At 43.1% G+C, this 12723-nt stretch carries 12 protein-coding genes and 1 pseudogene; 7 read left to right on the top strand and 6 right to left on the bottom strand.

Annotated elements, in window-relative coordinates:
* Nucleotides 1-210 precede the first annotated feature (210 nt).
* Nucleotides 211-1395 carry an NAD(P)H-quinone oxidoreductase subunit H gene (locus tag A4S05_RS17425; RefSeq protein WP_069071062.1) on the bottom strand — a complete coding sequence of 395 codons (1185 nt, stop codon included), beginning with the start codon at nt 1393-1395 and terminating at the stop codon, nt 211-213.
* 614 nt (nt 1396-2009) lie between these two features.
* Between A4S05_RS17425 and rsmH the strand changes: the two genes are divergently transcribed.
* A complete protein-coding gene (gene rsmH, locus A4S05_RS17430; RefSeq protein ID WP_069071063.1) occupies nt 2010-2906 on the top strand; it encodes a 16S rRNA (cytosine(1402)-N(4))-methyltransferase RsmH in 897 nt (298 codons plus the stop codon).
* A 13-nt stretch (nt 2907-2919) separates the two neighbouring features.
* Here the strand turns inward: rsmH and A4S05_RS17435 are convergent, their stop codons facing one another.
* The 3 genes from A4S05_RS17435 to A4S05_RS38985 all read right to left on the bottom strand — a co-directional run bounded on the left by A4S05_RS17435 (nt 2920) and on the right by A4S05_RS38985 (nt 4031).
* Nucleotides 2920-3108, bottom strand: a complete 189-nt coding sequence (locus A4S05_RS17435; RefSeq protein ID WP_069071064.1) for a DUF6887 family protein — start codon at nt 3106-3108, stop codon at nt 2920-2922.
* Nucleotides 3109-3205: 97 nt separating this feature from the next.
* On the bottom strand, nt 3206-3793 hold the full coding sequence (locus tag A4S05_RS38980) for a hypothetical protein (RefSeq protein WP_176727028.1): 588 nt from the start codon (nt 3791-3793) through the stop codon (nt 3206-3208).
* A complete protein-coding gene (locus A4S05_RS38985) occupies nt 3678-4031 on the bottom strand; it encodes a PadR family transcriptional regulator (RefSeq protein ID WP_084227143.1) in 354 nt (117 codons plus the stop codon). Before A4S05_RS38985 ends, A4S05_RS38980 begins: the two co-directional genes overlap by 116 nt.
* A gap of 299 nt (nt 4032-4330) precedes the next feature.
* Between A4S05_RS38985 and A4S05_RS43385 the strand changes: the two are divergent.
* The 4 genes and pseudogenes from A4S05_RS43385 to A4S05_RS17460 form a co-directional block, all read left to right on the top strand.
* Nucleotides 4331-4438, top strand: a pseudogene (locus A4S05_RS43385) (MotA/TolQ/ExbB proton channel family protein); the annotation flags it as partial.
* 266 nt (nt 4439-4704) lie between these two features.
* Complete coding sequence (locus A4S05_RS17450; RefSeq protein WP_069071067.1) at nt 4705-4911, top strand: glycogen debranching protein; 207 nt, start codon at nt 4705-4707, stop codon at nt 4909-4911.
* Nucleotides 4912-5366: 455 nt separating this feature from the next.
* On the top strand, nt 5367-5921 hold the full coding sequence (locus tag A4S05_RS17455) for a methylmalonic aciduria and homocystinuria type D protein (RefSeq protein WP_069071068.1): 555 nt from the start codon (nt 5367-5369) through the stop codon (nt 5919-5921).
* A 173-nt stretch (nt 5922-6094) separates the two neighbouring features.
* Entirely contained in the window at nt 6095-7042 is a 948-nt protein-coding gene (locus A4S05_RS17460; protein WP_084227144.1) for a heme-dependent oxidative N-demethylase family protein, read from the top strand.
* 57 nt (nt 7043-7099) lie between these two features.
* Here A4S05_RS17460 and A4S05_RS17465 read toward each other — a convergent pair whose 3' ends face one another.
* Entirely contained in the window at nt 7100-8116 is a 1017-nt protein-coding gene (locus tag A4S05_RS17465; RefSeq protein WP_069071070.1) for a potassium channel family protein, read from the bottom strand.
* 553 nt (nt 8117-8669) lie between these two features.
* Here A4S05_RS17465 and A4S05_RS17470 point away from each other — a divergent pair.
* Both A4S05_RS17470 and A4S05_RS17475 read left to right on the top strand, forming a co-directional pair.
* The gene (locus tag A4S05_RS17470; protein ID WP_069071071.1) at nt 8670-10457 is read left to right on the top strand and encodes an ABC transporter substrate-binding protein; all 1788 of its coding nucleotides are present in this window, start codon (nt 8670-8672) and stop codon (nt 10455-10457) included.
* A 222-nt stretch (nt 10458-10679) separates the two neighbouring features.
* Nucleotides 10680-11957, top strand: coding sequence for an aspartate aminotransferase family protein (locus tag A4S05_RS17475; protein WP_069071072.1), 1278 nt, complete (start codon nt 10680-10682; stop codon nt 11955-11957).
* A gap of 52 nt (nt 11958-12009) precedes the next feature.
* Here A4S05_RS17475 and A4S05_RS17480 read toward each other — a convergent pair whose 3' ends face one another.
* A complete protein-coding gene (locus A4S05_RS17480) occupies nt 12010-12618 on the bottom strand; it encodes a DUF4129 domain-containing protein (protein WP_069071073.1) in 609 nt (202 codons plus the stop codon).
* Between the last annotated feature and the right edge of the window lie 105 nt (nt 12619-12723).

Here is a 12723-nt window from a genome sequence, read left to right on the forward strand (position 1 = left end):
TATTTGCTTACTCATTTCGGTATTTTCCGCAATATAACAAAGACAAAGACGCGATAAATCGCCGTCTCTACAAAGGATTGATTATTGTACAGACAGCGATTTATCGCGTCTTCTTCCTAAAGACAGCGATTTATCGCATCTTCAAAAATTATAAAAAAAAGAGCAGTTGCATAATACAACTGCTCTAAAAAATGTTTAGATAGATATTTTCTACCTATCCACAGACCCCATAATCACATCAACACTACCGAGAATCACCACAATATCTGCAACCTTCATCCCGCGCAGTAAATGTGGAACAATTTGGAGGTTGTTGAAATCTGCGGCGCGAATCTTCCAACGTGCAGGGAAGACGTTATCATCGCCAACTAAATAAATTCCCAATTCACCTTTACCACTTTCTACACGCGCATAAATTTCACCTTTGGGCATCTTGAAAGTGGGAGAAACTTTTTTACCGATGAATTGATAATCAAATGCGTCCCACTCAGATTTTTTACCTGCGGCTAAACGTTTAGCTTCCAGATTTTCGTAAGGGCCGCCAGGAAGTCCTTTAATTGCTTGGCGAATAATTTTCACAGATTCGCGCATTTCCCGCATCCGCACTACATAACGGGCAAAGCAATCACCGGCGGTTTCCCACTGTACATCCCAGTCGAAATCGTCGTAACATTCGTAATGGTCAACTTTCCGCAAATCCCATTGCACGCCAGAAGCGCGTAACATTGGGCCAGAAAGTCCCCAGTTAATTGCTTCTTCTCGCGTGATAGTACCAATACCCTCAACACGCCGCCGGAAGATGGGGTTATCTGTTACTAAACGTTCGTACTCATCAATTTTGGGTAATAAATAGTCGCAGAATTCCAGACACTTATCTACCCAACCATAAGGTAAATCGGCTGCTACTCCACCAACGCGGAAGTAGTTATTATTCACCATCCGATAACCTGTGGCAGCTTCCCACAAATCATAAATCATCTCCCGTTCCCGGAACTGGTAGAAGAAGGGAGTTTGTGCGCCTACGTCAGCTAAGAAGGGGCCAAACCATAGCAAGTGGTTAGCGATGCGGTTCAACTCCAGCATGATGACGCGGATGTAGCTAGCGCGTTTGGGGACAGCGACACCTGCAAGTTTTTCTGGGGCGTTGACAGTGACGGCTTCGTTGAACATTCCCGCCGCGTAGTCCCAGCGACTAACGTAAGGGACGTACATTACATTAGTACGGTTCTCAGCGATTTTTTCCATTCCCCGGTGCAAGTAGCCGATAACTGGTTCACAGTCAACGACATCCTCGCCATCCAGAGTCATGATTAGCCGCAGAACCCCGTGCATTGAGGGGTGGTGTGGCCCCATGTTTAGCACCATTGGTTCAGTGCGGGTTTCTAGTCTGGTCATAGATTTCGTGTTCTCCGTTCGTGAAAATTTTGAATTGAACCGCCTAGATGCCAACCACAGCCGATTTATCTAGTCTGCCAAAATGAGGTTTGTAGGGGCAATCTATATAATTTTGACTCTACAGGGTTATGTTGGAGAGAGGATAGCAGCGCAGGAGTTGTAATTGTTTCATTTCGTTGCACCTCTTCAATTATTATAGGGAAGCTTGATATGCAAGGGATTGAGGCACAGGTTTTTTTTCATGTAATCTCTTTTTGCATTTAAAATCTTGATGTTAAGGATTGGGATTGAGTGTTAAATAGGACTTAAATCGAACCACAGAGGACACGGAGGACACGGAGGAATAGGAGTTTAAGAGTATGTTTGAAAAGTCCTCTTCTCGGTATCAAAAGTTTTAGATCCCCCTAAATCCACGCCAGTTGCTCATGGGGGAAACCCCCAAGACCGCACTGGCTCCCCTTAACAAGGGGGACTTTAATTCCGGTTTCTCCCTTTTTAAGGGGGGTTAGGAGGGATCAACAAGTGCCTAAAATCACAGACAATTACTTTTCAAACATCCTCTAAGAGGTTTTTGGTGTAAGTCTTACCAAATAGAAATAAAAATAAAATTAAAGATGAAATCAGATTTACAAACACCGCTAGATTTAGAAGAACTGGCTTTTTCTCATATTTCCGTGTTGGGACGGGAGGTAGTTGAGGGTTTGGCGGTGCGTCCAGGCGGACATTATTTAGATGTAACAGTAGGCGGTGGTGGTCACAGTCGCCTAATTTTAGAAGCTGCTGAAGATGTGCGGGTAACGGCAGTTGACCAAGATGAAGATGCTTTAGCTGCTGCAAAGAAAGAATTAGCAGAGTTTGGCGATCGCATACAATTTATTTATAGCAATTTTGCTGACTACGAATTTCCCCCCAACACTTTCGATGGTATTTTAGCCGATTTGGGGGTAAGTTCTTACCATTTAGACCAAGCAGAAAGGGGTTTCAGCTTTCGCCAAGCTGCAAATTTGGATATGCGAATGGATCGGGGGCGATCGCTAACTGCTGCTGATGTGATTAATAATTGGGATGAAGCCGAATTAGCTGATATTTTCTTTAAGTACGGTGAAGAGAGATTATCGCGGCGCATTGCCAGACGGATTGTAGAACGGCGACCGTTGCACACGACTACAGAATTAGCTGATGCGATCGCTTCTTCTGTTCCTCCCAAATACCGTTATGGGAGAATTCACCCCGCAACTCGCGTTTTTCAAGCTCTGCGAATTGTCGTTAACGATGAGTTAAAATCCCTAGAAACCTTTTTAGATAAAGCACCAAATGCCCTTGTCCCTGGTGGCAGAATTGCGATTATCAGTTTTCACAGCCTAGAAGACCGTCCGGTGAAGCATGGTTTAAGAAATTCACTTTTATTAAAAGTCTTGACAAAAAAACCGATTATTGCACAAGAAGAGGAAATTAGTCAGAATCCGCGATCGCGATCGGCCAAATTGAGGATAGCAGAAAAGTTGCTGTAACTACAATACAGCGTTAAACTGCTCCATCTTGTGGCTCAGAACTGCTACGAACACGCTCAATGAACGGTGGCATTTCAATCCAATTACCTTCGACATGCAGCTTATCCACATAAGCGTAGAAAGCTTCCTGATCTTCCCGATGAGCAAGAACGTAATCGTGTAACTCTTTCTGGCTCATTGCATGAAAATTAGGCTTGCTCATCCTATGTATCTCAATTTCCCGTTAGGGTATATTTCTATCAAAGAAAAATGGCGTATTGCTAAATTACTCTACGCCATCCTTCAGAATACATTTTCCTTTACTCGCTTTTGACCTTACCTAGTGAAAAGAAATCTGATAGCCTGATTTTTAAAGCAGAAATTACCAGGATGACAGTTTTCAAAACATTATTAAGATTAACCAACCAACGGGGATAGCCTTTGTGCAGCATCTCCCTATTAACTTCGTACAAATCCCCTAGCCATTCTTCACGTCGTTCTGGGGGGAAGAGATAAGCAATTTGGGAAGCTATCCACCTACTAGCCCAAGTTTCAGCAGGATCAGATTTTTTATACTTGCGTAATTTCTTCTTCAACTTAGAGAGCTTCTCTAAATTTTCTACTGAGTCTTCTAAATCGTTCACCACTTTCTGAACTATCAACTCTTCCACAACTTTGATAACTTCCTCTGATTTTAAAGATGTTATGTTCTCCAGGTGTTGTGTCTTGAGTTGAATTTCTTTTATAGTAAATTCCCAATCGTTATCTTCGAGTTCAATACCTGCTGTTCCACTAACTGGGCTGCCAAGTAAGTAGATTAGAGCGGAAAGACTGGACGGCTTCGAGAGTCGCAACGCCGCTACCTGTAAGTTTGTAATAGCGCCGCCTTGCTCCACCTCGTTCTTCACGCCCTTCATCTCCCCAACGGGATTTGACAAGCCCTTTCTTTTCCAGAGAATGGAGAACAGGGTAAAGGGTGCCAATCCCCATCTTAGTATTACCGTCGCTAGCCTCTTCCATAGCCTGCGGAATTTGCAGACCATAGAGTTCTTTGTTATGGAGTGCAAGCAATACGATTTCTTCTCGTGGTGAAACTTGGGCATTGGTTGAACCTTTGTTAAGTATTTGATTGTTATTTGCGGACATAATTGACACATCTCTTTGCAAATGGATTTAGATATTCCTCGTTGTTACGACCCTTGTTATGGGGCAACGAGCCTACTCGCTGTTACGACCCCTGTTATGGGGCAGAGGGACTTTTATCTTAAATTCAGCATATCTTATAAATTTGATAATTGCTACAAAACATCTATGCAGCTTGGGCAAGCCGTACTTGCTGCTAACACTTTAAAACTTGCAGAGCAATTCCTTTTGGGAAATGATGTCAACTTCGCTCAAACAACGATCTGCTAACCTAGCGTTGTTGGAGAGTTAAAAAATAATAAATGGAAATTAGTAATCTGTTTACAGCAGGTGGCGTGGTCATGTGGCCTCTGCTGGCATTCTCTTTATTAGGGGTGGCGCTGATTATCGAACGGATCATCTTTACTATAGGACTCATATTTGATTTCTGAAAAAACTCAGTACAACCAGGAAGCCTTCTTTCCTGTTGCCTATTGCCTATTGCCTATTGCCTATTGCCTGCTTACGCAAATTCGTTCAGAAATCAAAGCGGATTCCTATAGGTAATGTAAATTAGTAACAGGTAATTGCGATTAGTTCACTACTTGTTACCGATTTTACTCTATAACTTTTGACTCTAATAGTATTCTAAAATAACGAATAACTTTTTTCGCTACACTTTTCGAGGGAATATTCCATGACTATTTGGGTAAATGAGCAAATTGATCCGTCTGGGATGATTCATGCCTGTATTGCCACTTGTAATGAATCTCAAGCTAAAGATTGTCATGATTCCTTTCAGAATAATTTGACTGAAATGCAAAAGGCAGCAGGTTGGGTAGCGCGATTGCGGACTGTCGATTCTTGGGATGAAGTGCCTGTTAATTCTTTAAAACTCAATTAATTGAGTGCTATCGAAACTAGGCTAATAGCTCTAACTTTTTCCCAGCAGATAAGATTACCTTGGTCTTTTCTGCTCATCTTTGAATGAAACTTCGACGCGCTTTGCTTCACCAGAGGTTTGTTTAGACTTATGTTGCTGAGAGTTAGACTATTTTGGTTTTGACTGCCAATTCTCTGAGACGCAGATCATTTTTTGAGATTTTGACGAACATATTTCAGGAGCGATTGCTTGTCTAGCATAGGCTGTATCTATGCCAATGCCTACAACGATCGCAGCAAATCCCATTAAAATAGGTTAATAAAGGATAAAATTCGGATTAAAATTCTCAAATTATTAGCAACTACTTCTAAAAAAAGTAACTTATTATATAAACTAGATGATTTTTCTGAACTTTTAAGAGGTATCATCTATACCGTAGATTAAATTAAAAAACTTGTATAAGCCGAATCAATTTAGTGAACTATCCCAAAGTTTACACTTCGGAGCAAGCCTGTCCCATTAATTTAGTTGGCGAAACAGGACAAGCGGTTCAAATTTCAATTCATGCTCCCAGTCAATATATCTGTGCCAACTGCGAACGGATATTACCAGATTGGAAACGGCAGCCATTTTTAAGAGTAGTGATTGTCTTACAGCAATCGCGTTATCAATTAGTCGAAAAAACAGCAGAAGTAGAATCAGAGAAAGAACGCTTGCGAGAAAAGTTTATGCGATTTGGCTGTGATTTAGCATTTCATCTGCGCGATCGCGGCTATTTAACAGACTTAATCGACCCTCGTACAGGCTATCCTTTACTGTCCCATCCCGGAGCAATTCCCCACGATGACACAGCAGTTGTCAAAGCTTTGCTCAACTATCCAGTGATTAAAAATCAATGCCGTGTATTAATTCATCCCGATTGGGGTGCAGCAGTTTATCCTAGCATTTTGATATCAGAAGCTCCCCCAATTGTGATCGAATGGGTTACAAAAGGCGTAGCATCTATGCATGGGTGGAAAGAAATTGATTAGTCATTAGTCATTAGTCATTGGTCATTTGCATGGGCTATTTCTCCCTCATACCTTTATGTATGTTAGAAATGGGTATGTAAAGACGCATAGCATCACCTGTGTCTCCAAACAACTTCTTCCAGGAAGCTAGGACAGTCGAAGCCTCTAGTAGTGCGGCTTGCTATTTCCCCCTCATGAGTGGACGCTACGAAGTCAAGCCGGGGATGATGGCTTTTGGTTCCTGTTTTGGTAACACTCCGACTGATCAGCAGGTATTTCAAATTGATGATGATTTTACCCACTACCGTCAGATTAAACTTTTAGCCCGTGCGGAACGGTTGAACAAATACTATCAAACCTGCAATTATTCTCAGACTGTAGCAGGTGCGATCGCTCGTTTGATAATTAATCGCCTTACCCAAGAACACCCACAGCATTTTCACTGCCAAAAGTCAATAGATAACACTGTGGTATTTCACAGCCAACTCACCAAAGAAACCATCTATTTAGATGCAGAGTTGCAGTTACAGAAAGTCGAGGGTAGTCCAGTTTTTCCAGCTTACGCCTCTACCCTTGATGCTTTAGCAACGCAGGTACAGGAAGACCTGACAATTATTTGCCGTTCTGCTGATGGTAGCAACTGGCTGAGTGCAGTTCATCTCTGCTATCCTAACCACTGGTCAGCTGAGGAGAAAATTGGCAAAGATTTCGCCGCAATCCATGCACCTGTGGCTGGGATGGAAAAAATAAATCAGCGAGGGGGTGCGATCGCTCATACAATGATTACCCATAAACCAATGGTGCGCTTTGCCTGGGGTTTGAGTACCGACACTCGCCTTAACCATCATCCCGAACCACCGCCTAGTGTATCAGTTAGCCAATGGCAAGGTAGAAGCTTTGATTCACAGCATCCCAAACTTTATCTGCGAATTGAGCGCCAAGTTATTTGGGGACTACCAGAGTATGAAACGGCGTTGTTTAGTATTCGTACTTATTTTAGAGATTGTAGTGTAGTGAAAAAAGACTCCGTGTTACGGTCTAAGCTATATGCTGCAATTCAGTCCATGACACCGGAATCACTGGTTTATAAAGGCTTAGTGGAGAGCAAAGCTAGTATTTTAGAGTGGTTACAGGAAAATTAAGGTATAAACAACCCCACGCCACTTCCAAGATGGAGTTTCCCGCCGACTTCCATAAAATTAGCTATTTTTCGGTCGTCGCAATTTCTGAGAACCAATTGGGCCAAGAATTTGGTTAAGGCTACGCAATTGCTCTGCTGTACCCATACCAATTAGCCGATCTCCCGACATTAACACCGTATCGCCAGTGGGGCCACCAATTAGAGTCCCATCAAGACGGCGAATTGCCAGAACTAATGCCCCAGATTGCGATCGCAATCTCGCTTTTTGCAAACTCTGACCCACAAAGGGACAAAAAGCCGGGTCGAGTAAAAATTCTTCCATATACAACTGACGGTCTGCACCTGTCAAAATCCCGTCTACAAAGTCCAACACTTGGGGTCTGAGTGCCGCAGCAGCCATGCGCTTCCCACCTGTAATATAGGGGGATATCACTTCATCTGCGCCACCGCGTCGTAACTTCTGCAAAGCTTCTTCTGTACTTGCGCGGGCAATCACCCGAATTCCTGTATTCAGAGTTTTTGCTGATAAAACAATATATAAATTCTCAGCATCGGAAGGGAGTGCTGCAACAATACAAATCGCCCGTTCGATACCAACTTTCAGAAGTGTGTCATCTAGGGTAGCGTCACCTTGATATGCCGTATAACCTTCTGCCTGTGCCCTTTGTACAGATTCCATGTCAGCATCAATCACTACAAAAGGTGCGTCTTCTGCCCGAAATTCCTTGGCAATTTGACGACCAGTGCGGCTAAATCCACAAATGATGTAGTGTTCTGATAGGGATTCCATTAACCGCCTCTGTTGTTGTAGCCGAATTCCTTCTTGAAAGTAGCCTTGAATAATCGCTTCTGTAAATCTGTTGACAATGTAACCGATATTCACTACACCCAACAAAATCAGGGCAATTGTAAACAACCGTCCTCTACTACCGAGTGGGTGTGTCTCGCTATATCCCACGGTCGCGAGAGTGATGACTGTCATGTAAGCCGCATCTTCCCATGACCAACCCTCCACTAAGCAGTACCACAAAGTGCCAATGAAGAAAACACCGCCAAGAGCGATCGCCCCAGCCATTAACTCCTTTTGGATACGTTTATATTTTTGCTCAAGTGTTGAAAATGACGTAACAATAGTACTTCTAGCCTAATTTTTCTAGTTTTCTACTAACTTTATACCATTCGTCCTTTTTAGTATATTGAAAGTGAACTACATCAGTTAGAGTACTGTCGTCAACTCACGCGCAATTCATCTCACGTCTCACCCGTCAGGGGAGCGTGAGATGAATTGCTATTTCAGCTAAATAACTGGGCAAGAAGAAATCAAACTAAGTTACGCAACGTAAAATTAATGAAATAGTTACGTTAAATCATCACAAAGACGCGATAAATCGCCGTCAAGACGAAAGATTGATTATTGTAGAGACGGCGATTCATCGCGTCTCTTGCCTTAACCGAACAGGATTGAGACTAAAACTACCTTATGCCTGCCCCAAAACAGCCTTTGTAAAACCAGCTGAAAACATTACTCAGTGCGTAGGCCTTGCCCGCCGCAGGCATCGCCCCAGCTATTAACTGTTCAATACCATATTGTACTGTGTAGATAGTAGCTGTAAGGTAGATAACTAGAGATGATCGCTGCTGTTGTTCGACCTCTGAATTTGGTAGTTGGTTTGCTGCTATATTGTTGTTTCTTGCTCACAAGCTGTCACCCGACACAGATGAAAAGCAAAGCATCTCAGGTAGCTCAATTAGTTTTAGTTTCACTAAGTGACCCAACTACTTTTAACTATGCCATTAATGACTCTCCCTATAGTGTTTTTCCTTTAATTTACAAGGGATTGATCGATGAGAATGTTATCACTACCAAATTGGAGCCAGGACTAGCAGAATCTTGGTCGATATCCACCGATAAAAAGCGAATTGTTTTTACATTAAAAACCGGGTTGAAATGGTCAGATGGTGAACCTCTGACGGCAGATGATGTAGTCTTTACCTATCGAGACATTTATCTTAATAAAAAAATTCCCACTTTATATAGAGATTTTTTACGCATTGGCAACACAGAAACTTTCCCATCCGTGCAGAAACTAGATGATTTGCGAGTTGAGTTTACTTTTGTAGAACCTTTTGCCCCTTTTTTGAGATACGCCGAAAGACTAGCGATTTTGCCCGCTCATGCCTTGCGTTCTTCTGTATTATCCAATGATGCCAATGGTAATCCTCAGTTTCTTTCAATGTGGGGAACCAATACTGATCCGCAAAAAATCATCTCCAATGGGCCTTACAAAATAGAAAGCTATACTCCTTCTGAACGGGTGATTTTACGACGCAACCCCTATTACTGGCGCAAAGATATTCAAAAAAATCCTCAGCCTTATATTGAACGTATTGTCTGGCAAATTATTGCTTCTACCGAAAATCAGTTACTCAGATTTCGCTCAGGGGAACTGGATAATTTAAATGTGACACCAGCAGTATTTGGCTTACTCAAGAAAGAGGAAAAGCGAGGCAAATACATTATTTACAATGGTGGAACCACTGCGGGTTTTAGCTTTGTGGGTTTCAATCTCAACCAAGCTCGCGATCGCAAAGGTAAGCCTTTTATAGATCCGATTAAATCTCGATGGTTTAATAACTTAGTTTTTAGGCAAGCAGTCGCTTATGCCATTGACCGCAACCGCATGAAAACTAATATCTATCGCGGTTTAGGTGAAATCCAACATTCGCCAATTGCTGTTCAAAGTCCCTATTACTTGTCGCCAGTAGCAGGGTTAAAAGTTTATGATTATAATCCCCAGAAAACCAGGCAGATGTTGTTAGAGGCTGGTTTTAGGTACAACTCCCAAAAAGAACTGTTAGACCAAGATGGAAATCGTGTGCAATTCAATCTGTTGGTGAAATCGGAAGATCAATCAAGAATCGATGCCGCAGTTCAAATCCAACAAGACCTCAGTCAAATTGGGATCAAAGCAAATATGCAGGTGGTCAGTTTTAATGTAGTCTTGCAAAAACTACTCTCTCGTCGAGATTGGGATTGTTATGTAGGTGCGTTTGGTGTTCCCGGTGCAGATGTTGAACCTAATCTTCTATCTTTATTTTGGACTAGTCAAGGCTCATTTCATCAGTTCAACCAAGGTGCCGCACCAGGAAAACCCCCACTCCAAGGATGGGTAGTTTCTGAATGGGAGAGAGAAATTGACAGTCTTTTTAGCGCAGGAGTCAAAGAACTAGACCAAAACAAGCGGAAGGCGATTTATAACAGATTTCAGCAAATCGTTGCTGAACAGTTGCCGATATTCTGCCTTGTGAATCCAATCTCGTTTCAGGCGGTGCGTGAACGTGTCAATCCCATCAAGTTTTCTGCCTTGGGGCCAACTTTTTGGAATATTGATGAACTGAAAATCACAGAAAAATAACTAAATAACGAGGACGGGCTGCGCCTATGCAAATTACCTGTAGCTCATACTCTTGCTCAAGCGTTGAGTACAAAATTTTTTTCACCACCGCCATGCCTTTGAGGTTATATAAGCGTTAGCCTAAGAAGAAGTACAAGTTGTGCTAAATAAAAAGTATTTTTTAGGGATTTCTAGGAAACTAGTAAATAACTATATAATGAAAAACTTTCAGGAGGAGCGGTAGTGAGCCTACAAACTCTCGTTGACCAAGCCACCATCCCCCCAGATTCAGGGTCAGCATCTAGTCCCTTTGATGCAGATAGCTTTAATCAAGCTGTCATGTCTACCTACGGCCGGTTTCCCTTAGCTCTAGAACGCGGTGCTGGATGCCGGGTTTGGGATACAGAGGGACAAGAATATCTGGACTTTGTAGCGGGAATTGCCACTTGTACTTTAGGACATGCCCACCCAGTGATGGTAGAAGCGGTGACACGCCAAATCCAAAAGCTGCATCATGTATCTAATTTGTACTATATTCCTGAGCAAGGTGAATTGGCAAAATGGCTCGTTGATCATTCCTGTGCCGATCGCGTATTTTTCTGCAACTCTGGAGCTGAAGCTAACGAAGCCGCAATTAAACTGGCGCGGAAATATGCCCACACAGTATTAGACATTGAAAAACCAATTATTTTAACCGCCAATGCCAGTTTCCACGGGCGGACTTTAGCGACGATTACCGCTACGGGACAACCGAAGTATCAAAAATATTTTGATCCTTTGGTTCCTGGTTTCCACTACGTAAATTACAACGATATTAACGCTGTGGAAGTGGCAATTAGCGAGTTGGATGAAGGCGATTATCGAGTAGCAGCGATTCTGATCGAGCCATTGCAGGGAGAAGGCGGTGTGCGTCCAGGAGATGTTGCCTATTTCAAAAAGCTCCGGCAGATTTGCGATGAAACTGGCATTTTATTGATTTTCGATGAAGTGCAAGTTGGTATGGGGCGCAGTGGCAAATTATGGGCTTACGAACATCTCGGCGTTGAACCGGATATTTTCACCAGTGCTAAAGGCTTAGGTGGTGGTATCCCCATAGGCGCAATGATGAGCAAGAAATTCTGCGATGTTTTTCAACCAGGGGAACACGCCAGCACCTTTGGCGGCAATCCTTTTGTGTGTGGTGTAGCACTCAGTGTTTGCCAGACATTGGAACGGGAAAATATTTTGCAGAATGTGCAAGATAGGGGTGAACAATTGCGATCTGGATTGAGAGCGATCGCAGCTAAATATCCTCAGCACATTAGCGAAGTTCGGGGTTGGGGTTTAATCAACGGTTTGGAGTTGCGAGCCGATATCGAGATAACCGCAGCCGATGTCGTCAATGCTGCTATCAAAGAGGGTGTATTGCTGGTACCAGCTGGCCCAAAAGTTGTCCGGTTTGTACCACCGCTAATTGTCACAGAAGCGGAAGTCAATACTGCCTTGCAAGCTGTGGAAAAGGCGATCGCTACTCTCACCTAGAATATTGTTTTGTTTGTTTTGTGTAGAGACGTTGCATTGCAACGTCTCTTTTTTATTCTGGGGAAATTTCTCGATAAGCTTGCCGACACTGCTCATAATTGTCTGGCAAAACCTCAGCATTACCAAAACATAATTGCTCGTGAGTGGTAATTAAAGTTTCATAAGGCTGTATAGGAGTCACAGCCGATCGCAGCAATTGCAGATATTCTCCATCAGTGCGGCTGAGTTTGTGAGGTGCGATCGCATTTTGATCTAACTGCTGTAACATCGCTAAATAAATACAACGGCAAGCCTCACGGTAGTTACCTTGACGGTAAAATTGTTGCGATCGCTCCAACAACAGGGCTATGGATGACTCATTAGAGTGAGTTTTTACGCGAAAATCAGTGAAATTGCCAGTTCTATTCAGCCAAGAATATACATAAGGACTGAATTCTCGCCACAATCGCCAGCCCACCCAAGCTACAAATAAGCCTAGTACCAACCAAAACAGGAATTTCAGCAACTCACCAAGCCAAGGGCTAATCGACCATTCAGTAGGTAATTCTGGCAAAGCCTGTCCAAAGCGGTAAAACTGGTATTCCCACCATTCTCCTGCTTGTTGTTGGAATTGAGACAACTGCCAACTCCAGCTAGTTTTTTCAAAAGTATCTGTAGGCATAGTGGGGAGTGGGGAGTGGGGAGTGGGGAGTGGGGAGTGGGGAGGGGGGAGTGGGGAGGCAGGGGGAGCAGGGGAGGCAGGGGAAGCAGGGGAAGAAGAACTATT

This window comes from Nostoc sp. KVJ20 (genome assembly GCF_001712795.1).
GTDB lineage: Bacteria > Cyanobacteriota > Cyanobacteriia > Cyanobacteriales > Nostocaceae > Nostoc.

Excerpts from the sequence above, each read along its gene's own strand:
- A4S05_RS17425 (WP_069071062.1), bottom strand. The coding sequence starts at position 1,395 with ATGACCAGACTAGAAACCCGCACTGAACCAATGGTGCTAAACATGGGG.
- rsmH (WP_069071063.1), top strand. The coding sequence starts at position 2,010 with ATGAAATCAGATTTACAAACACCGCTAGATTTAGAAGAACTGGCTTTT.
- A4S05_RS17435 (WP_069071064.1), bottom strand. The coding sequence starts at position 3,108 with ATGAGCAAGCCTAATTTTCATGCAATGAGCCAGAAAGAGTTACACGAT.
- A4S05_RS38985 (WP_084227143.1), bottom strand. The coding sequence starts at position 4,031 with ATGTCCGCAAATAACAATCAAATACTTAACAAAGGTTCAACCAATGCC.
- A4S05_RS17450 (WP_069071067.1), top strand. The coding sequence starts at position 4,705 with ATGACTATTTGGGTAAATGAGCAAATTGATCCGTCTGGGATGATTCAT.
- A4S05_RS17460 (WP_084227144.1), top strand. The coding sequence starts at position 6,095 with ATGAGTGGACGCTACGAAGTCAAGCCGGGGATGATGGCTTTTGGTTCC.
- A4S05_RS17465 (WP_069071070.1), bottom strand. The coding sequence starts at position 8,116 with ATGGCTGGGGCGATCGCTCTTGGCGGTGTTTTCTTCATTGGCACTTTG.
- A4S05_RS17470 (WP_069071071.1), top strand. The coding sequence starts at position 8,670 with ATGATCGCTGCTGTTGTTCGACCTCTGAATTTGGTAGTTGGTTTGCTG.
- A4S05_RS17480 (WP_069071073.1), bottom strand. The coding sequence starts at position 12,618 with ATGCCTACAGATACTTTTGAAAAAACTAGCTGGAGTTGGCAGTTGTCT.